At 70.8% G+C, this 24,981-nt stretch carries 19 protein-coding genes; 8 read left to right on the top strand and 11 right to left on the bottom strand.

All coding sequences use genetic code 11. The annotated features are described in order from the left end of the window. Nucleotides 1-24 precede the first annotated feature (24 nt). The gene (locus BJ998_RS46300) at nucleotides 25-1,647 is read left to right on the top strand and encodes a carbamoyltransferase C-terminal domain-containing protein (protein ID WP_184870580.1); all 1,623 of its coding nucleotides are present in this window, start codon (nucleotides 25-27) and stop codon (nucleotides 1,645-1,647) included. A 42-nt stretch (nucleotides 1,648-1,689) separates the two neighbouring features. Here the strand turns inward: BJ998_RS46300 and BJ998_RS46295 are convergent, their stop codons facing one another. Both BJ998_RS46295 and BJ998_RS46290 read right to left on the bottom strand, forming a co-directional pair. Continuing rightward, nucleotides 1,690-2,994: a condensation domain-containing protein gene (locus BJ998_RS46295; protein WP_184870579.1), complete on the bottom strand. Its 1,305-nt coding sequence runs from the start codon at nucleotides 2,992-2,994 to the stop codon at nucleotides 1,690-1,692. After that, nucleotides 2,991-4,109, bottom strand: a complete 1,119-nt coding sequence (locus BJ998_RS46290) for an amidohydrolase family protein (protein WP_184870578.1) — start codon at nucleotides 4,107-4,109, stop codon at nucleotides 2,991-2,993. The genes BJ998_RS46295 and BJ998_RS46290 overlap by 4 nt, the downstream gene beginning before the upstream one ends. 461 nt (nucleotides 4,110-4,570) lie before the next feature. On the opposite strand from BJ998_RS46290, the gene BJ998_RS46285 reads away from it, so the two are divergent. Both BJ998_RS46285 and BJ998_RS46280 read left to right on the top strand, forming a co-directional pair. Further along, the gene (locus BJ998_RS46285; RefSeq protein WP_184870577.1) at nucleotides 4,571-5,176 is read left to right on the top strand and encodes a helix-turn-helix transcriptional regulator; all 606 of its coding nucleotides are present in this window, start codon (nucleotides 4,571-4,573) and stop codon (nucleotides 5,174-5,176) included. Between the two features lie 26 nt (nucleotides 5,177-5,202). Next, on the top strand, nucleotides 5,203-5,400 hold the full coding sequence (locus BJ998_RS46280) for a hypothetical protein (protein WP_184870576.1): 198 nt from the start codon (nucleotides 5,203-5,205) through the stop codon (nucleotides 5,398-5,400). A 73-nt stretch (nucleotides 5,401-5,473) separates the two neighbouring features. Here the strand turns inward: BJ998_RS46280 and larC are convergent, their stop codons facing one another. Together larC and larB are read right to left on the bottom strand one after the other, a co-directional pair. Then, the gene (gene larC / locus BJ998_RS46275; RefSeq protein WP_184870575.1) at nucleotides 5,474-6,685 is read right to left on the bottom strand and encodes a nickel pincer cofactor biosynthesis protein LarC; all 1,212 of its coding nucleotides are present in this window, start codon (nucleotides 6,683-6,685) and stop codon (nucleotides 5,474-5,476) included. Next, nucleotides 6,682-7,383: a nickel pincer cofactor biosynthesis protein LarB gene (larB, locus tag BJ998_RS46270; protein ID WP_184870574.1), complete on the bottom strand. Its 702-nt coding sequence runs from the start codon at nucleotides 7,381-7,383 to the stop codon at nucleotides 6,682-6,684. Before larB ends, larC begins: the two co-directional genes overlap by 4 nt. 64 nt (nucleotides 7,384-7,447) lie before the next feature. Here larB and larE point away from each other — a divergent pair, with 64 nt between their 5' ends. After that, the gene (gene larE / locus BJ998_RS46265) at nucleotides 7,448-8,251 is read left to right on the top strand and encodes an ATP-dependent sacrificial sulfur transferase LarE (RefSeq protein ID WP_221339784.1); all 804 of its coding nucleotides are present in this window, start codon (nucleotides 7,448-7,450) and stop codon (nucleotides 8,249-8,251) included. 130 nt (nucleotides 8,252-8,381) lie between these two features. Here larE and BJ998_RS46260 read toward each other — a convergent pair whose 3' ends face one another. After that, nucleotides 8,382-9,707 (bottom strand): cellulose binding domain-containing protein, encoded by a 1,326-nt coding sequence (locus tag BJ998_RS46260; protein WP_184870572.1) that lies wholly within the window; start codon nucleotides 9,705-9,707, stop codon nucleotides 8,382-8,384. A gap of 293 nt (nucleotides 9,708-10,000) precedes the next feature. Between BJ998_RS46260 and BJ998_RS46255 the strand changes: the two genes are divergently transcribed. Next, nucleotides 10,001-11,329, top strand: coding sequence for a poly(ethylene terephthalate) hydrolase family protein (locus BJ998_RS46255; protein WP_184870571.1), 1,329 nt, complete (start codon nucleotides 10,001-10,003; stop codon nucleotides 11,327-11,329). 206 nt (nucleotides 11,330-11,535) lie between these two features. Then, on the top strand, nucleotides 11,536-13,467 hold the full coding sequence (locus tag BJ998_RS46250; RefSeq protein WP_221339783.1) for an alpha-L-fucosidase: 1,932 nt from the start codon (nucleotides 11,536-11,538) through the stop codon (nucleotides 13,465-13,467). A 73-nt stretch (nucleotides 13,468-13,540) separates the two neighbouring features. On the opposite strand, the gene yicI is transcribed toward BJ998_RS46250, so the two are convergent. Together yicI and BJ998_RS46240 are read right to left on the bottom strand one after the other, a co-directional pair. Beyond that, nucleotides 13,541-15,823 (bottom strand): alpha-xylosidase, encoded by a 2,283-nt coding sequence (yicI, locus tag BJ998_RS46245; RefSeq protein WP_184870569.1) that lies wholly within the window; start codon nucleotides 15,821-15,823, stop codon nucleotides 13,541-13,543. Continuing rightward, a complete protein-coding gene (locus tag BJ998_RS46240) occupies nucleotides 15,820-17,220 on the bottom strand; it encodes a GH1 family beta-glucosidase (protein WP_184870568.1) in 1,401 nt (466 codons plus the stop codon). The genes yicI and BJ998_RS46240 overlap by 4 nt, the downstream gene beginning before the upstream one ends. A 307-nt stretch (nucleotides 17,221-17,527) precedes the next feature. Between BJ998_RS46240 and BJ998_RS46235 the strand changes: the two genes are divergently transcribed. Continuing rightward, nucleotides 17,528-17,791, top strand: coding sequence for a hypothetical protein (locus BJ998_RS46235; RefSeq protein ID WP_184870567.1), 264 nt, complete (start codon nucleotides 17,528-17,530; stop codon nucleotides 17,789-17,791). A gap of 73 nt (nucleotides 17,792-17,864) precedes the next feature. Here BJ998_RS46235 and BJ998_RS46230 read toward each other — a convergent pair whose 3' ends face one another. From BJ998_RS46230 to BJ998_RS49475, 3 genes are all read right to left on the bottom strand, one after another. After that, nucleotides 17,865-18,188 carry a hypothetical protein gene (locus BJ998_RS46230; protein ID WP_184870566.1) on the bottom strand — a complete coding sequence of 108 codons (324 nt, stop codon included), beginning with the start codon at nucleotides 18,186-18,188 and terminating at the stop codon, nucleotides 17,865-17,867. Between the two features lie 101 nt (nucleotides 18,189-18,289). After that, nucleotides 18,290-18,754, bottom strand: coding sequence for a hypothetical protein (locus BJ998_RS46225; protein WP_184870565.1), 465 nt, complete (start codon nucleotides 18,752-18,754; stop codon nucleotides 18,290-18,292). Nucleotides 18,755-18,963: 209 nt separating this feature from the next. Beyond that, entirely contained in the window at nucleotides 18,964-21,303 is a 2,340-nt protein-coding gene (locus BJ998_RS49475) for an ATP-binding protein (RefSeq protein ID WP_221339782.1), read from the bottom strand. 111 nt (nucleotides 21,304-21,414) lie between these two features. Here BJ998_RS49475 and BJ998_RS46215 point away from each other — a divergent pair, with 111 nt between their 5' ends. Continuing rightward, nucleotides 21,415-22,761 carry an ABC transporter substrate-binding protein gene (locus BJ998_RS46215; protein ID WP_184870563.1) on the top strand — a complete coding sequence of 449 codons (1,347 nt, stop codon included), beginning with the start codon at nucleotides 21,415-21,417 and terminating at the stop codon, nucleotides 22,759-22,761. A gap of 10 nt (nucleotides 22,762-22,771) precedes the next feature. Here the strand turns inward: BJ998_RS46215 and BJ998_RS46210 are convergent, their stop codons facing one another. Next, nucleotides 22,772-24,895, bottom strand: a complete 2,124-nt coding sequence (locus BJ998_RS46210) for an ATP-binding protein (RefSeq protein ID WP_184870562.1) — start codon at nucleotides 24,893-24,895, stop codon at nucleotides 22,772-22,774. Nucleotides 24,896-24,981 lie beyond the last annotated feature (86 nt).

Below are 24,981 nucleotides of genomic sequence, written 5' to 3'. Positions count from 1 at the left end.
TCGACAACACGGGAGGGGCGACGGATGTGGGTTCTGGGAATCAACTGGAAGTGGCACGACGGCGCGGCGGCGCTGGTCGACGGTGACGGCCGGATCGTCGCCCTCGCCGAGGAGGAGCGGTTCACCGGGGTCAAGCACGCCTGGGACACCTATCCGACGCGGGCCGTGCAGCACTGCCTGGCGCAGGCCGGGATCACCTGGCGGGACCTCGACCACGTCGCGATCGGCTGGGATCTGCCCCGGCTGATCCCGTGGCAGGACGAGCAGCGCGCCGAGTTGTACACGGCGTTGTTCGGGCCGGCGGCCGCGCACGGGCCGGGCCCCGAGCTGGTGTTCGTGGAGCACCATCTGGCCCACGCGTACTCGGCGTTCCACGCCTCCGGCTTCGATTCGGCCGGGGTGCTCGTGGTCGACGGCGCCGGCGAGGACGAGGCGATCTCCATCTTCGCCGCCGACCGTGCCGGCGCCCTGACCCTGAAACGGCACTGGCCGCGGGCGTACTCGCTGGGCGCGATGTACGATGCCGCCACCCGGCTGCTCGGCTTCGGCGCCCTGGGCGCGGGCAAGACGATGGGGCTCGCGCCGTACGGCAACGACAGCGACAGCACGGTTCTCGCGATCGGGGACCTGGTCGAGGGCCCCGGCGCCCGGCCGGGGCCGCCCTTCGACTGGCCGACCGAGATGCATTACAACGACTTCTGCGAGCAGTGGATGTCGGCGATGACCGACCGGTTCGGCGAGGTCACCAAGCCGGCGGAGCACCTCGACGCGGACCCGGTCGCGGTGCGGCTGGCGGCCAGCGCCCAGCGGACCGTCGAACGCGCTGTCCGGGCCCTGCACGCCGAGACGGTGTGCGCCACCGGCAGCCCGGCCGTCTGCCTGGCCGGCGGCGTGGCGCTGAACTGCGTGGCCAACGGCCAGCTGCCGGAACCGGTCTACATCCCGCCGTTCCCGCACGACGCCGGGGTGGCGCTCGGCGCGGCGTGGTCGATCAGCCCGCCCCGGCGGCCGGCGCTGCTGGACTCGCCGTACCTGGGCGCCGGCCCGCGGATCGGCGGCGAGGTCGACGCGTTGCGCGAGGCGGGTTTCGACGTCCGCGAGCTGACCCCGGCCCGGGTTCTCGACCTGCTGATGGACGGCGGGATCGGGGCGATCGTGGAGGGACGGGCCGAGATCGGGCCCCGCGCGCTGGGCCACCGGTCGATCGTGGCCGTGCCGAATCCGGCCGGCACGCGCGACCGGGTCAACACGCTCAAGGGCCGTGAGCAGTGGCGCCCGCTGGCGCCGGTGACGCTGCCCGGTCATGCCCCGCGCCTGTGGCCCAGCCAGGGAATGCGGGAGCTGTACATGGTCGGCACGGCCACGGTCGGCGCGTACGGGCGCGAGGTGATGCCAGCGCTGGTGCACGTGGACGGCACGACCCGGCCGCAGGTCGTGTCCGGCGGCAAGGCGCCGATCCTGGAGGGGGTGCTGGCGGCGATGGAGGAAGCCGGTGTGCCGCCGGTGCTGATGAACACCTCGTTCAACGGGCCGGGCGAGCCGATAGTCGACTCGGCGGCGGACGCGGTCCGCGCCTTCACCCGGCTGGGCCTGGACTTCCTCGTCCTCGGCGAGCACGTGGCGGCCAAGCGCGGCCGCCAGCTGTAGCGTCGGCGGCCCGGTGGGCGTCACCCCACCGGGCTGCCTCGGTCAGACCAGCAGGTCGGCCACCCGCGCGTCCGGGTCGGCCGCGGCCGCGGCGACCAGCGCCAGGTACCGGTCCAGCAGCCGATCGACCGTGTCGTGGTCGAACAGTTCGGTGCTGTACGTGGCTTTCACCGCGAGGCCGGCGCCGGCCGGCATGACGTTGAAGACGAGCTCGTACCGGCTCAGCACGTGCTGGACCGGCACCGTGCGGCCGATGCTCAGCCGCTGGTCCGCGTCGGCGAGGCTGATGCCGCCGGGCCAGTAGGTGAACACCTGCCGGAACACCGGGGTGCGCCAGTCGTCGGCCGGCCGGATGAGCGGCAGCACCGCGTCGAAGTCGGCGTCGGCGTGCGCCATGCCGTCGAAGAAGCACTGCCGGGTCGCCAGGACCAGGTCGCGGAAGCTGATGTCGGCCCAGGCCCGGACCCGCAGCGCCAGCATGCCGGCCTTGTGCCCCACGTGGGGCCGGTCCCGCTCGTCCCGGCGTTCGGTCACGAGGGTCCCGACGGTGAGGTCGGGGCCGGCGCCGTGCGCCATGAGCAGCGCGTAGAAGCCGCCGAGCAGCAGTATGTTGTTGGTGGCGCGCAGCTGTTTGCGCAGCGTCTGGAGGCTGGCGAGGACCCGGTCGTCCAGGGCGACGACCCGCGTGTGCCCGGCGAAGGTGCGGGGTTCCGACACCCGCTGGTGACCGCGCAGAACCATGTCCCGCGGGTCGTACCCGGCCAGGTGGTCACGCCAGTAGGCCAGCGAGGCGGGCGGCACGCTCACGGCCGGCGGCTCGGGGGGCGTCACTTCCTCCTCGTCCGGCGAGCCGCCCTGGCCCAGCAGCTGGTAGGTGCGGTCCAGCTCGTCCAGCAGGGTGGCCGCGGAGGTGGCGTCCACCGCGATGTGATGCACGACGATCACGAGCACGGCCGGACCCGCGCCGGCCTCGGCCACCAGGGCCGATCGCAGCGGCAGCTCGCGGGTGACATCGAACGGGCGCGCCACCAGCCGCTCGACCACGCTGCCCAGCCGTCCCCGATCGACCTGGACGACGGGCAGCTCGACCCGCACGTCGTGGCGCGGCGTCGTGCGACGGACGAAGCCGCCCTCGCCGTCCGGGGGGAACGTGGTGCGCAGCGCCGGATGCCGGCGCAGCAGCCATTCCATCGCTCGCTCGACCATGCGGGCGTCGAAGTCGGGCGCGCATTCGAAGGCCCAGCCGATGTTGCTCAGACCGGCCTCGGGGGCCAGCGTCTGCAGGATCAGGAAACCGAGCTCTCGGCCGATTGGCCTATCCCGCTGGGGAATCGCGGTGCCGGTCACGCGCCGGCCTCGGCGGCGGGCAGCCGCGAGCCCAGCAGCTCGGCGAAGTTGCCGGTGTAGAAGCGTTCCTGCACGTCGGCGGGGGTGTCGGCCAGCTGGGTCTCGAACGCGCCGAGCGGGTCACGGCCGCCCTCGGGGTGCGGGTAGTCGGTGGAGAACATGAACAGGCCGGGCTCGGCGGTGGCCAGCGGCGCGACCCGCTCGGCGAACATCGGCGTGAACTTCAGCCGGTCGCGCACGTACTCCGACGGCCGCAGGCGCAGCTTGGCCAGGGTCTCCTCGGTCTTGCGGAAGAACCCGTGCGCCAGGTCCAGCCGTTGCATCCAGGCCGGCACCCACGACGCGCCGTGCTCGACGCATGCCCCGCGCAGGGCCGGGAACCGGTCCAAAACGCCGTCCAGCACGAGCACGGACAGGATCGTCTCCGGCAGCTGGTGCGCGACCATGAAGTCCTTGCTGCGCATGTTCTCCCCGCCGCCCAGGAAGTCGGCCGGCAGCGGCCGGCCGTTGCGGTTGAACACCGGGTCGAGCTGGCCGCCGCCGGTGCCGACGTGCAGCAGGAACGGGGTGTCGGCCTCGGCCAGGGTGGCCCAGAACGGGTCGAAGTCCGGGTGGCTGGGGGAGTTGCCGGTCGGTCGGGTGGGCGCGATCCAGATCGCGCAGCAGCCGACCGACAGCGCGTGGTCCAGGACGGCTTTGGCGCTGGGCCCGTCGTCCAGCGGAACCATGCCGACCGGCAGCAGCCGGCGGTCGGCCGAGCAGAAGTCCGCCACGCCCCGGTTGTGCGCGATCGCCGCGGCGGTGCGCAGCTCGAGGTCGGTGGAGGTGAGGAACTGGCCGCCGGCGTACGTGCTCAGCACCAGCTGGGCGCCGAAGCCGAGGATGTCCAGGATTCGGCGGCGTTCCTGAGGGTCGACCGCGCCGAGCGCGGCCCATCCCATCGCCGAGAACGGATTCGCCTCTGCCTGTTCCTGCAACCAGCGCTCCTCTTTGCGCAGGGTGGAAAAGGCGAGCGCGTCCGCCATGTCGCTGTTGAGGGAGGAGGGGCCGAATTCCGCGAGGCGGGGGCGGATTTTTTCGTCGGCGTAGCTTTCCAGCCAACCCGGAGTTTCCATGAGGTGACTGTCCGCGTCGTACCTGAGTCGCCGTGCGACTTCCGGCATCCGTGTCGCCATCCTTTCGATGGACGCCGTTCGGCGGAGTGAATGTGACCTCCGATCACCCGAACGCCGATCGATTTCGCCCTATTGCCGGTACGTCAGTGGGTCGGACCAGCCACGCACGCCAGGCCGCACACATCGGACAGAGGGTGTCAAGAACATATCGTCGGCGGTCGTCGCGACAAGTCCCCTGAATCGGCTACAGCTGCCGAGTATCTCCAGGCCACGGCCGGATATGGCACAGATGTTTCCCTTGACAGGTCGTCGGGGCGCAACTAGCATCGCAATTAATCCGACTGGGGGCGGTCAATGATCGAGGGGACAGTCACAAGTAATTCGGCCGGAATGGGCAATGAATAGGAATGCTCCCGGATGCTTCTGGGATTGTTTCGCTAATTCTGCGTCCGGGGGGATGAATGAACGTCGTGCGTATTCTCGGCTCGGATCCGCTGTTCGCGTTCGGGCTCACCGAGTTGCTGCGGACCGTCCACGAGTTCGAAGTCGTCCCGGGGCCGGACGACGAGCGCTGGGCCGGTCCGGCTGACGCGAAGCCGGCCGACGTCGTCGTGGTGAGCGTCCGCGGCCTTCCCGATCCGGTCGACATCAGCGCGGTCGCGCCGGTGTCGTCGGTGCTCGTGGTGAGCAGGTCGACCGATCCGGCGGACGCGCAGCACTGGTTCGCCGCGGGCGCGCTCGGCTACGTGCACTCCTCGGCTTCGCTGGCCACGATCCTCAACGCGGTGCGTTGCGTCGCCGCCGGCCGCCGGTTCCCCGAGGGAGACGGCGCGCAGATTCCCTGTCCGGACACGGCCGACGTGCTGTCCAACCGCGAACGCCAGGTGCTGGCCCAGATCTCCCAGGGCCGCACCCACTACCAGGTCGCGCGGGCACTGGGGATCAGCCAGCACACCGTGGACACGTACGTGAAGCGGGCGCGCAAGAAGCTCCAGCTGGGCAACAAGGCCGAACTGACCCGGGCCGCGATGGCCGGCCAGTTGACGCCGCTGACCCTCGCCGGCTGACCGGCGCGTACCGGAAGGACTGGCTGGTGACCGGAGCCGCGACGGACGTCCAGCGGCGGCTGGCGACCGTCGAGCAGGTGATGGTAGGCATCTCCACGGTGCTGTTCCGGCTGGCCGAGTACTGCTCGGCCCGGGATGTCGACCAGTCCGGGCTGACCGTCCACATCGGATACTCGTGCCGGGACTGGACCCGACACCGCTCGACCTGGTCCTGCCGTCCGTGACCGCCGGCCTGTTGGACTTCCCCGACGGCGACCCGCGGTGCGAGGAGTGGACGGCCCAGCCGTTCTTCGGCCCCTACCGGTCGGGCGACTGACGCCGTTGGCCGTCCCGGGCGGTGTGCCGGACCTCGTCGAGCAGCTCGGCGACGGGGCGCCCGGTTGCGGCCGCCACGCGGCGGACATCGTCGTACTCCGGCTGGACCGTGACCACCCGACCGCCCAGCAGTCCGCGCTTCACGTGCACCACCGCGCCGTCCACGGTCACCTCGACCTGGTCGCGGCGCAGCGAGCGGCGGCGTACCGGGGATATCCGGACGCCCAGGCTCGTGGTGTGCTCGAACACCAGCTCGCACACCAGGTCCACCCGGTCGGACGGCACGAGCGCGCTGAGCACGTGACCGGGCCGGCCCTTGCGCATCAGCACCGGCGTGCACCAGGCGTCGGCGGCGCCCGCGCGGCCGAGCTCGTCCAGCACGTCCGGCCACAGCCGGGGATCCAGGTCGTCGACTGTGGTGTCTATCCGGTACATCTCGCTGGTGACCGGATCGGCGGTCGCGGCCGCCGTGCCCACCAGGACGCGCACGACGTTCGGATGGCCGGCCGGGTCCCGGCTGCCGGCCCCGGTCCCGGTCGCCACCGGAACGCAGCTGGGCACGGTTCCCCATTCGGTGGCGAGCGTGCAGAGCAGCGCCGCGCCGGTCGGCGTGCACAGCTCCATGGTGGCCCGGTGTTCCGCCAGTGGCGCGCCGGCCTGCGTGAACAGCTCCAGCACCGCCGGCACGGGCACGGGGATCGGCCCGTGCGCCGCCGTGACGACGCCGGAGCCGACGGCGACCGGCGACACCACCCTCCGGGCGGCGCCGAGCAGGTCCAGGTCCGCCAGGGCCAGCGTGCAGCCGACCACGTCGGCGATCGCGTCCAGCGCGCCGACCTCGTGGAAGTGCACCTCGGCGACGTCGACGCCGTGCACCTTCGCCTCGGCCCTGGCCAGCCGCGTGAACGTGTCGTGCGCGAACCGGCGCACCGGTTCGTCGAACCCGCCGGCGTCCACCACGGCCAGGATGTCGGCGAGGTTGCGGTGGTGGGCGCCGGGCGGCGCGTCCACGATCGCCTGGGTGGCCCGCAGCCCGTGCCGGCGCACACTCCGCACGTCCAGGCCGATCGGCTCGACGGCGAGCCGGCGCAGGCCGTCACGCACCACGTCCAGCCGCGCTCCGGCGTCGAGCAGGGCGGCCAGCAGCATGTCCCCGGCGGCGCCGTTGCCCGCGTCCACCCACAGCAGCCTCACCGGTCGGTCCTCCTCGCGTCGGCGACGGTTCGGGCGATCCTGGCGGCGGCGACCGCCGCGCCGAACCCGTTGTCCACATTGACCGACAGCACGCCGGGCGCGCAGCTGTTGAGCATCGCGAGCCAGGCGGTGAGCCCGCCGAGGTGCCAGCCGTACCCGACGCTGGTCGGCACCGCGATCAGCGGCGTGCCGACCAGACCGCCCAGCACCGAGGGCAGCGCGGCCTCCATGCCGGCGACCGCGATCACCACGTCCGCACCGGCGATCCGGTCGCGCTGGGCCAGCAGGCGGTGCAGGCCCGCGACGCCGACGTCCACGATCTCGTCCGGCTCCGCCCCGAACGCGCGCACGGTCGTCGCCGCCTCGCGCACCACCGGCAGGTCGGACGTGCCCGCCCCGACGATCGCGACCCGGCCTCGCATCGGACCGTGGCCCAGCATCGCGGTCCGCCCGACCGGGTCGATCTCGGCCGCCGGCAGCGACTCCCGGCACGCGTCGATCGTCTCGGCGGACAACCTCGTTGCCAGCACCGGATGTCCAGGATGAGCCCGGTGCAGGGCGCGCAGCGCGGTCACGACCTGGTCGGGCGTCTTGCCTTCGCCGTACACGACTTCGGGATCGCCGGTCCGCGCGGCCCGGTCGAGGTCGAGCCGCAGCGCGTTGCCGTCGTCGCGGCCTTCGGGCCGGGATATTGTCATTTCCTCGCTCACTCGCCGGATTTGGGGGCCCAGGATGGACGTTCGTGTCCACGCTCAACACCTGATGGCGGAGCTGTCAGGATACGGCAGGACACTGGTGGCGCTGTCCGGCGGTGTGGACTCCAGCGTGGTGCTCGCCGCCGCCGTCCGCGCGCTCGGGTCCACTCACGTCGCCGCCATCACCGCCGTCTCGCCCTCGCTGCCCGCGGCCGAACTCGTCGCGGCGCGGGACTTCGCCGCCGGCCTGGGCGTGGTTCACCATACCCCGCGTACCGACGAGTTGGCCGAGTCCGGATACCGGGAGAACGGCCGCAGCCGATGCTACTTCTGCAAGAGCGTCCTCGCCGACACCGCCGTGACTCTCGCCTCGGCCTACGGCTACGACACGATCGCGACCGGCACCAACGCCTCCGACGTCGCGGACGGCTTCCGGCCCGGCATCGCCGCCGCCGCCGAGCGCGGCGCCCGCACCCCGCTGGCCGATCTGGGGCTGCGCAAGGACATGGTGCGAGAGGTCGCCCGGCACTGGGGACTGGCCGTGTGGGACAAGCCGGCCGCGGCGTGCATGGCCAGCCGGGTCGCCTACGGCATCAGCATCACTCCCGCCCGCCTCGCCCGCGTCGAACGCGCCGAGATCGCCGTGCGGGCGGCCCTGCCCGGCGTACGCGACCTCCGCGTCCGTGACCTCGGCGACGCGGTGCGTGTCGAGGTCGACGCATCCCTTGTGGCGCAGGCGGAGGCGAGCCAGCAGGTGCGGGAAGCCATACGCCGCGCCGGATTCGACTCGTCGCCGCTCACCGTGGCCGCCTTCCGCTCAGGTTCTATGAACGACGTCTTCCGCACCGGCGAGCCGCCGTCCGGACACTGATCCGGGCGCAGCCGATCTCACGCCGGGAGCAGCGCGGAACCGTGCCCGTCGTGGTGCGCGTTACGGAGCCCACTCCCGGCCGGGTGCGAGTCGGGGGCGGGCTCCTTGCGGCGGTTTCGGCTGCCGTGGTTCAGGTCTGGCACGTCAGGTTGGTCAGTGGCTGGTTGGCGCCGTTGACGGTCATGCCCCAGCTGGTGCTGCCGCCGGCCGGGATGGTGCCGTTGTAGCCGGCGTTGCGGGCGCTCAGTTGCGCGCCGGACTGGGTGACCGTGGCGTTCCACGAGTTGGCGACGGTCTGGCTGCCGGGGAACGTGCCGTTGACGGTCCAGGAAGTGATCGGTGCCGTCCCGGTGTTGGTGACGGTGACGCTGGCCTGGAAACCGCCGGGCCAGCTGCTGGTGACCGACTCACTCGCCGTGCACCCGCCGGGCGGTGTGGTGGGCGGCGTCGTGGTGGTCGAGGACGGGGGAGTGGTCGTGGTGGTGCCACCGCCACCGTCGCCGGTCGTGTAGCTGACCTGCGTGTAGGCCGCGGCGCACTGCGTGCCGCAGGACGCCGGCAGCGAGAACGTGTACACCCGGCCGTTGTTGATCAGGGTGTCGTTCGCGTCCAGCACGCGGATCTGGAACTGGGTGCCCCCGGAGGTCGTGGGGGACAGGATGTACGCCTGCCCCATGTCGCCGTCCATCGTGGCGTTGGTCCACCCGCCGTTGGCGAAGTACTGCACACCGTGGATGCCGTTGGGCAGGTGGGAGATCGCGGTCGCGCCCCACCAGGTCTGCGCGCCCTGCAGGAAACCGATCTGGATGTCGCCGGTGTAGTTCGGCGTCGGCACGAACTGCCAGGAGATGTGGCGGTTGTTCCAGTGGTCGGCCAGCCCGCTGCCCACCGGGGCGCCGTTCAACACGAACCGGTTCAGCGAGTCCTGGTGCAGGTCCAGGTGGTACGGGTCGTCCCGACACCATGCGTTGGAGTCGGCGCAGCTGTCCGCGACCACCATGGTCAGCGTGGCCCCGTTGTACTTGTCGCTGACCCAGGAACCGTTGCGGCAGAAGGGTTGGCTCTGCGCGCCGTCGTTGGTGCCGGTGCAGTAGTCGCCGATGGTGACCTGGACGTACCGGTCGCAGTTGAGGCCGTTGTCGAACATGCCCAGGATGCTGGACTGCGACGACGGCACCGGGCGGGGGAACATGCCGTAGTTGCCGGGCGTGTTGAACACGTTCAACGCCACGAAGTCCTGGCTGTCCAGGTTGGCCTGCGGTATCCCGCAACCGCCGTACGGCGAGCCGAGGCCGCTGAAGTACGTGGCGTTGCCGGTGACCGGCGACGGCGTGCTGGTGACGTCGAGCGCGGCGGCCGGTGACTGGAACAGCAGCAGACCGACGACGGCCGCGAACGCGGTCACCGCCAGCACCCTGGCGCCGAGCACGAATCTGGTCCCGCGCGACCTGCGCATGACACCCCTTCCGGACGTTGCTCGTCGGCGTCCATTGCGCGGTGAACCGTCGGCCGCTGTCAACGGCCGGGCGCCGTGGCCGCGAAGAACCCCGCCTCACGGGTGTAACTTTCCCGGTCGCCGCCGGTGAACGGTGCGGCGGCGCCCGCGTCGAAGGGATCGAAACAGGCGAGTGTCCAGCGGCGATCCGATGGCGTGCGGGCGCGGTGGCTCTCGCCGGTGTGCGGTCGTTGTTGAGGTGACGCAGCCTTCTTGTCACCCTCGGGTGGAATGTCCCCTGGCTGGAGGCGATCATGGGACGAGGCGGGACAACCCGGCGGCTGGCCGGGATCGTCGTGGCGATCCTGGCCGTGGTGACCACATTGGCCGCGGGCGTGCTCGCGGCGCGGCCCGCCCTCGCCCAGCCATGGGACACCACGGCGGGCAATCCGTACCAGCGGGGCCCCGATCCGACCGTAGCGATGATCGAGTCCCGTACCGGCCCGTTCGCGACGGCGTCGACGAGCGTGCCGGCGGGCTACGGGTTCAACGGCGGAATGGTGTACTACCCGACCGACACCAGCCTGGGCACCTGGGGCGCGCTGGCGATCGTGCCCGGCTACTCGGCGCTGTTCGCCGACGAGGAAGCGTGGATGGGGCCGTGGTTGGCCTCGTTCGGTTTCGTCGTGATCGGCGTGGAGACCACCACCCGCACCGACAGCGCCGACGCCCGCGGCACCGAACTGTTGGCCGCGTTGAACTATCTGACCACGCAGAGCCCGGTGCGCGACCGGGTCGACCCGAACCGCCTGTCGGTGCTCGGCCATTCCGCGGGCGGGGCCGGGGCAATGCTCGCGGCGGAAAGGCAGCCCGCGCTCAAGGCCGCGGTCGGTCTCGCGCCCGGCTCACCGGTGGGCAACCTGTCGCTGGCCACGGACACGGTGCCGACGATGGTGATCGGCGGTCAGAACGACGCCGTGGTCACGCCGTCCTACCTCAGCGGCCTCTACGCCACCATGCCCGCCTCGACGCAGAGCGACTTCGCCCAGATCGCCGGCGCCGACCACGTGTACTACACCCATCCCAACAACGTCGAGATGAAACTGCTGATCCCCTGGCTGAAAACCTTCCTCGACAACGACATCCGGTACACGCCCTTCCTGTGCCCGGCGCCTCCCGATCCCAGCTCCATCTCGATGTACTCCCCCAAGTGCCCGTACGTGCCCGGCGGCAGCGCGCCAGGAGGCGGGAACACCGGCGCGCTGCACGCCGTGGGCGCGGCCAAGTGCCTTGCCGCGCCCTCGACCGGCACACCGGGTGCGCAGGTGACCATCGGCACGTGTGACGGGCAGGCCGGGCAGACCTGGACGCGTACCACCGCAGCCCAGTTGACCGTCACGCTGGCCGGCACCACGCTGTGCCTGGACGCCAACGGCCGGGGCACCAGTCCCGGCACCAAGGTGATCGTCTGGTCCTGCAACGGCCAGGCCAACCAGCAGTGGAACCTCAACACCAACGGCACCGTCACCGGTGCGCAGTCAGGGCTGTGCCTGGACGTGACCGGTTCCTCGACCGCCGAGGGCGCGCCGGTCGAACTGTGGTCCTGCAACGGCGGCAGCAACCAACGGTGGAGTTTCGGCTGATTCCTGCCGCGGCACCAGAGATCCGATGTGTCGATTCGATTGTTTCACGAATCGACGGCAGTACGGTTGCGGTGCCAGAGAAGTTTCCTTGACGGTGCGGTCCGGCCCGCTGTAGCGTCCGCGAAAGATCGGATGTCCTGCGTGGGCTGGGCCGCCGCCGCGCTCGGCTGTCCCTCCCTCCTGCCCGCCACCGGAGGTTGATGCCGATGTCCCCTGCCGAACCGTTGCCCCGTCGCCGTTTTCTCGCCGGTGCGGCCGCCGCCGGCGCCCTGACCGTCCTGCCCACCGGTGCGCCCGCCGTGGCCGCGACCACCGCGACCACCCCGACCGGGGTGCCGCTACCGGCGCTGCGGGTGCCGCAGATCGACCAGGGGCTGGCGCAACAGTCCGATGCGACGGTCGGCTGGCTGGCCGACGCGAAGATCGGCATGTTCATCCACTGGGGCGTCTACGCCGGCCCGGCCCAGGGGGAGTGGTACGAGCGCAGCGCGCAGGTCAAGCCCAGCGTGTACCGCGAGTTCCTCACCAGCCCGTCGCCGCAGCAGTTCACCGCCGACCAGTACGACCCGACCGCCTGGGTCGAGCTGGCCAGGACCATGGGCGCGAAGTACGTGGTGCTCACCACCCGGCACCACGAGGGGTTCGGGCTGTATCCGAACTCGCACCCCAACGCGTGGACCAGCGCGCAGGCGCCGCTGAACCGGGACTTCGTCGCCGGCTACGTGTCAGCGGTGCGCGCCGCCGGCCTGAAACTCGGGCTGTACTACTCGCCGATCGACTGGCGTTATCCCGGCTACTACAACGTCAGGGGCGCGGCCCTGTCGGCCCCGCCGTGGAACTACGAGGGCGCCGACCCGGCGAGCTTCGACTACCGGGCGAACGCCCAGGTGATGAAGGAGGAGGTGTACCAGGCGGTCAAGCAGTTGGTGTCCGACTACGGCCCGATCGACGACCTGTGGTGGGACGGCGGCTGGCTGGCCGAGCAGGGCAGCGACGCCGACGGCGCGTTCTTCTGGGAACCCGGCCGGTACCGCGACCCGGCCAACGAGTGGCCGGTGGGCGGGTACGGCGAGACCGAGCCCGCCACCGGGAAACCGTTGGGACTGATGGGCATGGTCCGCGCGCACCAGCCGAACGTCGTGGTCACCCCGCGTTCGGGCTGGGCCGGTGACTACGGCGTCGAGGAGGGTGGCTCGGTGCCGACCGGGCCGATCCGGGCCGGGGTGGTGGAGAAGACGTTCACCATCCGGGGCGCCTGGGGCTACACCGCGGGAGCGTCGGTGATGAGCTACGACCAGATCCTCGCCGTGGTGGTCAATGCCCTGGTGCGCAACATGACCACGCTGATCAACGTGGGGCCGGACCGGCACGGCGTCGTGCCGGCCGACTCGGCGGCGGTGCTCACCCGGGTCGGCGCCTTCCTGTCCGATGTGGACGAGGCGGTGTACGGAACCCGTGGTGGGCCGTGGAACCCGGTCGACGGCCAGGTGGGCTACACCTTCCGGGACAAGACGTTCTACGTGCACCTGTTGCCCGGCCGGGCCGGCGGGGCGGTCACCACCCCGTCGATCGGCGATGCCATGGTGCGACGGGTCTACGCCGTGCCCGGCGGGCGGGCCCTGCCCTACACCGTGGGTTCGGACGGCACGGTCACCATCACCGGCATCGACCGCACGGTGCACCCGCAGGACTCCGTGGTCGCGGTGGTGCTGGACCGGCCCGTCGTGGCCACCGACATCGCCGTCGGCAGGGCCACCTCCGCGGACAGCGAGGAGGCGGGCAAGGGCAACATCGCCGCGCGCGCCACCGACGGCGACACCGCGACCCGCTGGTGCGCCGCGGACGGCGCCACCGGCCACTGGTTGCAAGTCGACCTCGGCGCCGCCACCGCGCTGACCGGTGCGCGGATCGCCTGGGAGTTCCCGGGCAAGACCTACCGCTACCGGGTCGAGGGATCGACCGACGGCCACACCTGGTCCACAGTGGTCGACCGGACGAACAACACCGACACGGGTCAGGTGCACACCCTGCCGTTCACCGCGACCGCGCGCCATCTGCGGGTGACCGTGACCGGACTGGACACCGGCTGCTGGGCGTCGATCCGCGAGTTCCAGGCATACGACCGGCCCTTCAGCTGATCACCCGCTCGGCACCGGTGCCGAGCCACCGCGGACCGCGGTGGCCCGGCACCGGCAGCCGTTCGCCCCGGGTTCAGGTCGGGAACGGGAACTCGGCCGTCCGGGTGCCGGCGGGACTGGCGTGCGAGGGTCCGTCCGGTCCGCCGAGGCGCAGCCGCCAGGGGTGCGGACTGTCGGTGGTCACCCGCAGGAGGTCGCCCTCGCGGCGCAGATGGAAGCGGGCCGTTTCGCCTGGTCCCGCGGCGCTGGGGATCACCACCGTGCGTTCGGCTCCGTCGGCGAAGGCATGGACCCGCAGTTCGACGTCGTCCGCCCAGGCCGAGACCGGGTGCTGGTCGTGGGCGGCCAGCGGGATGACCGAGTCGGGGCGCGCCAGCAGCGGCAGTGTGTGGTGGCCGTGCTGTTCGCGCACCCAGCGCGGGCCGGTGACCCGGTCGCCGGTCAGGAGGTTGGTCCAGGTGCCGTCCGGGACGTAGTAGTCGACGGTGCCGTCGTCGGTGAAGACCGGGGCGACGAGCAGGTCGTCGCCGAGCAGGTACTGCCGGTCGAGCGTGGCCGCGGCGAGATCGTCGGGGAATTCCAGCACCATCGCGCGCATCACCGGGATGCCGGTGGCGTGCGCCTGCTGGGCCGCGCGGTGCAGGTAGGGGGCGAGGCGGTGCTTGAGCAGGGTGAACTCACGGGTGACCGCGACGGCCTCGTCACCGTAGTCCCACGGGACCCGGTAGGACTTGCTGCCGTGCAGGCGGCTGTGCGAGGACAGCAGCCCGAACTGCACCCAGCGCTTGAACACGGTCGGGGTGGGTGTGCCCTCGAAGCCGCCGATGTCGTGGCTCCAGAAGCCGAAGCCGGACAGCCCGAGGGACAGCCCGCCGCGCAGCGACTCGGCCATCGCGTTGAAGTGGGACTCGCAGTCCCCGCCCCAGTGCACCGGATACTGCTGGCCGCCGGCCGTGGCGGAGCGGGCGAACAGCATCGCTTCGCCCTCGCCGCGTTCCTCGCGCAGCAGCTCGAACACGGCCCGGTTGTACAGGTGGGTGTAGTAATTGTGCATCCGCTCCGGGTCGGAGCCGTCGTGCCAGACGACGTCGGTCGGGATGCGCTCGCCGAAATCGGTCTTGAAGCAGTCGACGCCCTGGTCGAGCAGCGTGCGCAGTTCTCCGGTGAACCAGTCGCGGGCGGCGGGGTTGGTGAAGTCCACGAGCGCCATGCCGGGCTGCCACAGGTCCCACTGCCACACGCTGCCGTCGGCGCGGCGCACCAGGTAGCCCGCCTGCCGGCCCTCCTCGAACAGGCGCGACTTCTGCGCGATGTAGGGGTTGATCCAGACGCAGATCCGCAGCCCCTGCTCCTTGAGCCGGGCCAGCATGCCGGTCGGGTCCGGGAAGGTCCGCTCGTCCCAGGTGAAGTCGGACCACTGGTAGTCGCGCATCCAGAAGCAGTCGAAGTGGAACACGCTCAGCGGGATGCCGCGCTCGGCCATGCCGCCGACGAAGCGGGTCACGGTGGCCTCGTCGTACGCGGTGGTGAACGACGTGGTCAACCACAGGCCCAGCGCCCAGGCCGGGGGCAGCGCGGGACGCCCGGTCAGCGCGGTGTAGCGGGTGAGGACCTCCTTCGGCGTCGGCCCGTACACGACGAAGTACTCCAGCGACTGGTCCTCGACGCTGAACTGAACCTGGCCGACGGCCTCGGAGCCGACCTCGTAGCTGACCCGGCCCGGGTGGTTGACGAACACGCCGTAGCCGCGGTTGGTCAGGTGGAACGGGACGTTCTTGTAGGCCTGTTCGCTGCTGGTGCCGCCGTCGGCCTGCCAGATGTCCACCGTCTGACCGTTGCGGACGAACGGGGTGAACCGCTCGCCCAGCCCGTAGACCAGCTCGCCGACCGACAGCGACAGCTGACCGAGCATGTGGTGGCGGCCCTCGGCGTCGGTCACGAAACCCGTGCCGCGCTCCTCCACCGACGTCAGCGTCCGCCCGTCGGCGGTGAACTCCAGCCGCCACGGCTGGGAGGTGTCCACCCGCAGCGTCAGCTCGCCGGAGCGCAGCTCGGCCACCGTGCCGTCCCGATGCACCTTCCCGGCGTCCTCCTGGGCACCGGGCAGAGCGAACTCGGGTCCACGGCGAACCGATCCGGCGTGGTGAGTGGTGCGCACCCCGATCACGCCCTCGGCCGGCGACCAGCACTCGACCGTCAGCAGCGGGCTGTTGAGCGTGCCACCACGGCTGAGCACCCGCTTGACCGGCGCGTAGAGCGTCAACCGGTGCTCGTCGGCCTGGACGTCGGCGACTTCGGCGGCGTAGCGCGCGGTGCAGCCGGGCCGCATCAGCCAGTAGCCGTCGGTGAACTTCATCGGGCAGGTTCCTCCGTCCGCGCGCGGTGCGCGGCGATCAGGCCCCGGTACCAGTGGTAGCTGTCCTTGGGCGTTCGGGTCAGGGTGTCGTAGTCGACGCGGACCAGGCCGAAACGCTGGTCGTAGCCGCGCGCCCACTCGAAGTTGTCCAGCAGCGACCAGGCGTGGTAGCCCCGCACGTCCACCCCGGCGGCGATCGCGTCCGCGACGGCGGCGAGGTGCTCGGCCAGGTAGCTGATCCGGTCGGTGTCGTGGACGAGACCGTCGGGGGCGACGGCGTCGACCTCCGCGGAGCCGTTCTCGGTGATCCAGACCGGCGGGAGCCGCGGGTAGCGGGAGTGCAGTTCGCGCAGCAACTCGGTGAACGCGGCCGGGACAACGGGCCAGCCCATGGTGGTGTGCCGGGTGCCGTAAGGGTCCAGTTCGGCGACGCCGATGTCCACGGCACTGCGGAGCGCGGGATCCGCCTCGCGGTGGGGCGCGGCGGCCACGGTGATCGGGCGGTAGAAGTTGACGCCGAGGAAGTCCAGCGGCCCGCCGATCAGGTCCAGGTCGCCGGGCCGCCGCCACGGGCCGTCGGCGAGGCCGGCCCAGGTTTCGGCCTCGTGCTCCGGGTAGCGGCCGGCCAACAGCGGCTCGGCCCAGATGTCGTTGTGCAGGACCTGGGCGCGACGCAGCGCCGCGAGGTCCTCGGGGCTGTCGGAGGCGGCATGGATGCGATCGAGGTTGAGGGCGATCCCGACCTCCCGAGCGTCCGCGGCACGCAACGCCGCGACCGCGAGGCCGTGCCCGACCAGCAGGTGGTGGGCGGCCGCCAGCGCGCCGCGGCCCTCGGTGGCGCCGGGCGCGTGCCGCCCCTCGGCGTAGCCGACGAAGGCCGAGCAGAACGGCTCGTTGAGGGTCATCCAGCGCGCCACCCGGTCGCCGTAGCGCTGCCCGGCGAGGGCGGCGTACTCCGCGAACGCCTCGGCGGTCCGGCGCACGCGCCAGCCACCGCGGTCCTCCAGGGCCTGGGGCAGGTCCCAGTGGTAGAGCGTGACGGCGGGTGCGATCCCGGCCGCCAGCAACTCGTCGATCAGACGGTCGTAGAAGTCCAGACCCTTGGGGTTGACCGGGCCGACACCCTCCGGCAGCAGGCGGGGCCAGGAGATCGAGAACCGGTAGCTGTCCACGCCGAGCCCGCGCAGCAGGGCCACGTCCTCACGGTAGCGGTGGTAGTGGTCGCAGGCGGTGTCACCGGTCGCGCCATTGAGGGTGCGTCCCGGGATGTGGCTGAAGGTGTCCCAGATGGACGGGCCACGGCCGTCCTCGTCGTGGGCACCCTCGATCTGGTAGGCGGCGGTGGCGACGCCGAACCGAAATCCGGCGGGCAGCACCGGGAAAGCGGGAACGCTCATGGGGCGCGATACCTCCTGGGCAAACCCCTTGGGGAAGGCCGGTCTCCGGAGCGGACGTCGAAGCGCATCGACGCTGACATGAACCAGGGGATCATGTCAACCGTCCGACCAGTGGGGAAGTTCTGCGGACCAGCGACCTTGCCGAACCCGTGACGGGCCATCGTGCACGTCAGATCATCTAAGCGCTTCACCACGCGATGGGGAAGAACCGCCCTCGTCTCCCTGGCCGCCTGCCGGGGCGGACGTCGGTCCGGCGCGGTCCGGCCTGCCGTTACCCGGCGTGTTCGAAGCGCTTCGAATGTTCAACTTGAAACCGCGCCGGCCGCGTGAGGCCGGGGCGCGAGAAGCCGCCCTGCCCCGCAGCACCGGCGGCCGCCGCGGCACGGTCGAGATGGTCGTCTTCGTTGCCCAGCGCGCCGCCACCGCCGACGTCGAGCTGCTGGCGTCGTCCCACGTGGACGATGCGCTCGACCGCCCGCGCCACGGCGGCCGCCACCGCTTCGTCCTGGACTTCGTCCGCCGCTGTGCGTCGCGCACGCTGATCAACCGATGGGCCGGATGGTCACCGTGAACCGCGCCGTTGTCCACCAACGACAACGCCCCCGCCTCGCACGTGGTCGAGGCGGGGGCGGCGGTTGTCGGGGTCAGCCCACCTTGACCGCGACGATGGAGATGATCGGGTACCACGTGCCGCTGAGCTCGAAGTGCTTGCCGGGCTGCACGACCCAGCTGTTTTCGGCGGCGGTGCAAGTGTTGTTCTCGTAGACCGTCACCTTGGCGTTGGTGTAGTTGTCGAGGCCGCGCGGTCCCGGGAACGGGGGCGCGGTGATGATGCACTGGCCCGTGGGCGGGTTCTTCAGGTCGGGGTAGGTGCCCCCGAAGAAGTCCACGGTGCCGGTCGCCGCGTGGGCGATCACTCCGGTGGCGAGCAGCAAGGGAAACACCAGAAGCAGAGCGAGTTTGCGCATGTGGCCCGACGCTAGCCGGCCCGCGTATCGGTTCGTTATCGCGAATACCGGCGCGCCGTGGGACGACCCCTCGTGAAGAGGAGTCGCCCCGCGGCTACCGGTCAGTGGAAGGACAACGAGGCGGAGTTGACGGTTTCCGAGGCGGGGCACAGGGCGCCGCCGCTGCTCAGGTTGGCGGTGAAAGGGCCGCCGGTGTAGTTCCGCGCCGTTCCCTGGCGGGAGAACGACACGCTGGTCACCTTGTACGAGCAGGTGATGCCGAGCACCGTCCCGTTGACATCGACCTCGGGCGCGGTTGCCGTGCCGGCCGTGTCGTCGAAGGTGACCGTCGGGTCGTTGGTCAGGCTCGCCGAGATGCTGCCGCTGCAGCTCGGGTGGACGGTGGTGTGGTCGATCGTCAGGGTGTTCGGCGGCACGTCGCTGGTGGTCGCGTTGGTCCACGAGCAGCTCGAGCCGCCCACGGTGATGTTGCCGTCGACCTGGCCGCTGGCGGCGTAGGCGGGGACTGCCAGGAGCACGCTGCTGGTGACGGCGACGATGCCGCCGAGTAAGCGGGTCGGTTTCATGTGGTCCTCCTACTGCGCTTCGCGTCTGCGGCGGTTCGTCCGCCGCCGTGGACGCGCTGGCGCATGGATGACCACGAGGTCCGGCCTCGACCATCGAACGTGAAGATGATTCACGAACAAGATGGTCGCACGGTCGCGCCAAGTCTCAAATGGATCGTCAAGAGTTAACTCCGCGCGCCGGGCCTCGGCTCGTGTCGACAGTGGTCGTGTCACTGACTCGACGGCGGCGCGTCTCCCGTCGCCGGTGACCGCGACACAGACTGCTGTTCGCGGAACCAGGCCATGATCTGGATGCGCGAGGTGACACCGAGTTTGGCCAGGATGTGCTCCACATGGTTCTCGGCCATGCGCTGGCTGATGACGAGCGCGTGCGCGATCTCCTTGTTGCTCGCCCCCCGGGCGATGAGCTCGGCCACCTGCTGTTCGCGTGCGGTCAGTGGTGTCGGTCCCTGGGCGGGCAATGCCGACGTCGGCTCCGGACGTTCCTCAAGGGCGTAGGCCACCATCTCGTCGAGCGTCAGCCTGCCACCAGCGTGAAAGGCCGCCTGGTAGTTCTTCTCGCCGAGCGCGCGACGGGCGCGTCGCACGCAGTCCTGGTGGTAGTCGAAGACGGGCCGCAACGGAGCCAGGGAAGTACCCATGGACCGCCACAACATCTCGGCGGCGCCGAGCAGAGTCGCGGCCCTTCGCTCGCGGTGGTCCGCGGCGGCGACGCACGCCAGCGCCTCCAGGCAGAATGCCGTGCCTTGGACGTCGTTCAGCCCGTGCTTGAGCCGGAGGCTCTGGTGTTGCAGTTCGGCCGCCCGGCGCAGATCGCCCTGCTGCCAGGCGGACAGCCCGAAAGCCCACCGCGAGTGCGACCGGTGCCGGCGTTCCCCGTTGGGCTCGGTGATGCTCAGGACCTCCTGGTGGCACGTCCGCGCGCGCTGCGCGTCACCGGCGACGGCCACGGCCACCAGGAGGGCGTGCAGGGTGTCGACTCGCAGACTCAGGTCCGAGGAACCGGCCGCGAGCGCCTGTTCGTAGGCCACGATCGAGGCCGGGACATCGCCGGCCCACAGCGCGAGGTGAGCCGTGGCGTAGCCGAGCCGGCCGAGGCTGTCGGCGTCGCCCAGCCGCTCCGCGAGCGCCTTGCCTTCGGCGAGCAGGGCTCTGCCGGTGTCGAAGTCGCCCTGGACGACGGCCAACTGGCTGTTGAACAGCAGCGCCCAGGCGCGGTGCACGCTCGGCTGCGTTGCTTGGGCCAGGGCCTGGTCGAGCCAGCGCCTGCCCTCGCTGAACCGGCCGGGGGACCACCAGTAGAAGCGCCAGGGGCACACGGCCATGCGCAACGCGGATTCCGCCTCGCCCGGCTCGGTGAGGCAGAACTGCAGCGCGGACCGGATGTTCGGGTGCTCCCGGTTCAACCGGCCGAGCCAGTACTCCTGCCGTGGGCTGATCCACTCGCGTTCGGCTCGCAGCAGCAACTCGTCGTACCAGTCGCGATGCCGTCGCCGCAGCCGCGTCTCCTCGCCACGGGCGCGAAGTTCCTGCAATCCGAAGTCCCTGATCGTGTCGAGCAGCCGGTAGCGCAGGTCCGCGTCATGCTTGTCGGTGGCCACGATCGACTTGTCGACCAGGCCGGCGACCAACTCCAGCATGTCGTCCTTGATCAGGCCGTCGCCGGAGCAGACACCTTCGACGGCGTCCAGGTCGAAGCTGCCCGTGAAGACCGACAGCCGGCTCCAGAGCAACCGCTCGTCCGCCGAGCAGAGCTCGAAGCTCCACTCGATGCAGCTGCGCAGAGTCTGATGCCGTGACGCCTTGTCCCGGCTGCCGCCGGTCAGCAGCGCGTACCGATCGGTCAGCCGGTCCAGGATCTGCTGGGGTGTGAGGACCCGCAGTCGCACCGCGGCCAGCTCTATCGCCAGCGGAATCCCGTCCAGCTGGCGGCAGATTCCGGCCACCGCGACGTAGTTGTCCGCGGTGAGACGGAACTCCGGAACCGTCGCGACGGCGCGGTCGGCGAACAGCGTCACGGCCTCGTACCGGGACCATTCGCGCTTGGGCCGTCGTTCGGCCAGATCAGGCACCGACAGCGCCGGCACCGGCCAGGCGATCTCGCCGGAGATGCCCAGCGGTTCCCGGCTGGTGGCCAGCACGCACAGTTTCGGGCAGGCGGCGAGCAACGCGTGCACCAGTTGCCCGCACGAAGCCAGCAGGTGCTCGCAGTTGTCCAATACCAGCAGTAGACGCCGATTGGCCAGGTACTCGGCCAACACGACCAACGGCGGTCGGGCTGACTGGTCCCGCAGGCCCAACGTGCTCGCCACCGTCTGCACCAACAGTCCGGGGTCCTGCAGCTGGGCCAACTCGACCAACCATGTCCCGTCCGGAAAGGCCCGCCGCACACCGGCGGCCGTCCGCACCGCCAATCGGGACTTGCCGACCCCGCCGACCCCGGTCAACGTGACCAGCCGTGAGGCGGACAAGTACTGCTTGACCTGGGCCAGTTCGCGTCGGCGACCGACAAAGCTGGTCACGTCCGCGGTGAGGTTCGTCGCCGCCACAGGCACTGGGGATCGGCCCATAACTAGGCCATAGTAGAGAGTTCGCGGCGGGGGAGGCGGTGCCGGGAAGGCCTTTCGACCAGTCGACACTTGATCGAGAAGGTGGGATCGATGGTGGCATTGCATGCGCGTCTGGCCGTGCGCGCGGCCGTCGCGGCGCTCGCCGTGAGCGGACTGGCGGCGTGCGGCGGGGACCCGACGGACGACTCGTCGATCAATGTCCTGATGGTGAACAACCCTCAGATGAAGGATCTGGTGAAGCTGACCGCGGACGCTTTCACCAGGAAGACCGGCATCAGGGTCAACTACACGCTGCTGCCCGAGAACGACGTGCGAGACAAGATCAGCGAGGAGTTCTCCAGCCAGGCCGGCCAGTACGACGTCGCGACCATCAGCAACTACGAGACACCGATCTGGGCCAAGAACGGGTGGCTGACCCCACTGGATCGGTTCCTCCCCAGGGACACCGGCTTCGACCAGGGCGATGTCATCGAGTCGATGCGCCAGTCGCTGACCGGCGCGGACGGCACGATGTACGCCGAACCGTTCTACGGCGAGTCCTCGTTCGTGATGTACCGCAAGGACGTGTTCGCGGCCAGGGGACTGACCATGCCCGACAGGCCGACGTGGCAGCAGGTCGCGGAGCTGGCGGCCAAGGCCGACGGCGCACTGCCCGGCATGCGGGGCATCTGCCTGCGTGGACAGCCCGGCTGGGGTGAGCTCGCCGGTGTGCTCACCACCGTGGTCAACACCTTCGGCGGGACCTGGTTCACCCAGGACTGGCGGGCGCAGGTCAACGCCCCGGAGTTCAAGCGGGCGACCAGGTTCTACGTGGACCTGGTCCGGGACCACGGCGAGATCGGCGCCCCCCAGGCCGGCTTCACCGAATGCCTCAACGACATGACCCAGGGCAGGGTCGCCATCTGGTACGACTCCACCGCGGCCGCCGGCCTGCTGGAGGCGAAGGACTCGCCGGTGGCCGGCAAACTCGGCTACGCGCAGGCGCCCGTCGTCCGCACCGCCAGCTCCGGTTGGCTCTACACCTGGGCGTTCGCCATCGAGAAGGCCAGCGGGAAACAGGACTCGGCGTGGAAGTTCATCTCCTGGGCGTGCGGCAAGGACTACGAAGGGCTGGTGGGCGCCAGCCTCGGCTGGTCCCGCGTGCCGTCCGGCAAGCGCGCGTCGACCTACCAGCGCCCCGAGTGCCGCGTGTCCACCGCGCCGTTTGGCGCGCAGGCGGAAGCGGCCATCAGGGGCGCTACGCCGCGTGACACGAGCGTGCAGCCACGGCCGACGAGCGGCATCGGGTTCGTCGACATTCCGGAGTTCACCGACCTGGGAACCCAGGTCTCCCAACAAGTCAGTTCGGCGATCGCCGGTCGGGTCACGGTGGATGCCGCACTGGACACCGGGCAGGCCCTCGCGGCGAAGGTCGCGGCGAAGCGCCGGGGCGGATGACGGCCCGGCCTCACCTCGGTTTCGCCAGCGCCTCGCGCACGGCCTGGTCGAAGGCGAGCTGGGTGCCCTGCCGGAAGGCGACCTCGAACAGCTGGTCTCCGAGCAGCTCGCGGACCCCCGCCACGCACTCGTCGTGCCACGCCAGGTAGGTGCTGAACCCGAACAGGCGCTTGCCTTCCACATCCCACATGCTCCGCGCCGCGCCGAGCAGCGTGGCCGCGCGTCGAGCGTCGCCGTCGACCAGCGCGGTCCACGCGAGCAACTCCACGCACTGCGCGCTGCCGATGCGATCTCTGAAGACCATCTTCCGCCGTAGACCGTTGCGCGCCCGCTGGTCCGTCGCGTGGACGTCTCCACAGCTCCACGAGACCATCGCGGCCGCAGCCAGCACCCAGGACAGCACCCACTTGTCCCGGTGGGCCCGGCACACCGCGATGGCGTCCTCGCACAGCGAGGCGGCCCGGTCGGTGTCGCCCACCAGGGCGCAGGCAAGAGCCAGCACCGCCCGGCTCAGCACTGTGCACGCACTGGCCTCGCCACAGGCCCGCTCATGACGCAGCGTCTCTTCGAGGTGGGCAACCGCGCCCGACTGGTCGTTGCTCAGGTAGCTGACGATCCCGCGAACGTAGGACACGCCCGCCAGCAGGGACTCGTCGCCGACCTGACACGCGAGCTCCGACGAGCGCGCCAGCCTCTGCAGGGCCGGGTCGGCCTCGCCCTGCAACGCGGACAGAAAGCCGTCTGCCCACAGCGCCTTCGCCCGCTCCCGGTCGCCGGTCGGCGCCAGTGGCAGCGCCCGGTTGAGCCAGTGCCGGCCCTCCCGGAGCAGGCCGCAGCCGAGCCAGTAGAACCACAGTGCGCCGGCGATGCGCAGCCCGAACCCCGCCTCGCCCGGCGTGACGAGGCTGAATTCGAGCGCCGCTCGCAGGTTCGCGTGTTCGAGCCGAACCAGCTCCAGCCACCTGCCCTGCCGCGGACCGAACCACTCGGCGTCGGCCCGCTCGGCCAGGTTCAGGTAGTGGTCGCGGTGCGTACGGTGCAGTCGGACGTCCTGGCCGCTCGCGTCCAACATCGCGTGGCCGTACTGGCGGACCATCTCCGGCAGCCTGAACCGCACCGTTCCCGCCCGCACACACCGGGACACCACGGACTTCACGATCAGCCCGTCCACGACATCGAGGAGATCGTCGGCGGGCAGCAGGGCGTCACCGCAGATCTCGGCGGCGTCGAGATCGAACCCGTCGGCGAACACCGACAGCCGGACCCACAACGTCTGCTCCTGCCAGGAGCACTGGCTGTAGCTCCATTCGACCGTGGCGCGCAGTGTCTGGTGTCGAGGAAAGGGGCGACGCTCATCGAGCGTCTCGGACGGCCACGCCACCTTCAGCAGCCCGAACCGGTGGTCGAGTCCCACCGAGATCTCCGCCACCGACTTCGTGGTCAGCCATGCGGCCGCGAGTTCGATCGCCAGGGGAATGCCTTCCAACCGCCGGCAGATCCGCGCCACCAGCGACCAGTTGTCCTCGGCCACGACGAAGCCGGGCCGGACCTCCGCCGCCCGCAGCGTGAACAGCTCCACCGCTTCGCAGTGCCCGTCCCCCTGCCGCCACGGATGGTCGGGCTCCTCGGGCAGCGACAGGGACGGCACCGTCATAATGCGCTCCCCGTACATGTTGAGCGCCTGACGACTGGTGACCAGGATCCGCAGTCGGGGAGCCGCCGCCAACAAGGTGTCCACCAACTCGGCGCAGGCATCGAGCAGGTGCTCGCAGTTGTCGAGCACCAGCAGCAGGCGCTTGTCCGCCAAGTGGTCGATGAGCGACGCCAGCGGCTGCCCACCCGAGACTCCGTGGACTTCGAGCGCGTTCAGAACTGTCTCCGGCAACAGCTCTCCGGTCTGCAGCGCGGCCAGGTCGACCAGCCACGTCCCGTCGGCGAACCGGCGATTCACCTGCCTGGCCACGTGGCGGGCCAACCGCGACTTGCCGACGCCGGGCGTCCCGGTGAACGTCAGCAACCGAGCCTTGCCCAGCAGCCGCTTGGCCTGCGCCTGCTCGCGGGACCGACCCACGAACGGCGCGGAGTCGACATCGACATTGCCCAGCCGACGGCTGCACGCGATGCGCGACGACATCCTGTCGATGGTACGGACGGACGGCGCTGTGGTGTCGTGGCGTGACCGCGCCTCCGACGCGTGTCGCCGTCCCCAATGCGCCACCC

The organism is Kutzneria kofuensis, assembly GCF_014203355.1.
GTDB classification, from domain to species: Bacteria; Actinomycetota; Actinomycetes; order Mycobacteriales; family Pseudonocardiaceae; genus Kutzneria; species Kutzneria kofuensis.
This window is presented reverse-complemented; position numbering and strand designations above follow the sequence as displayed.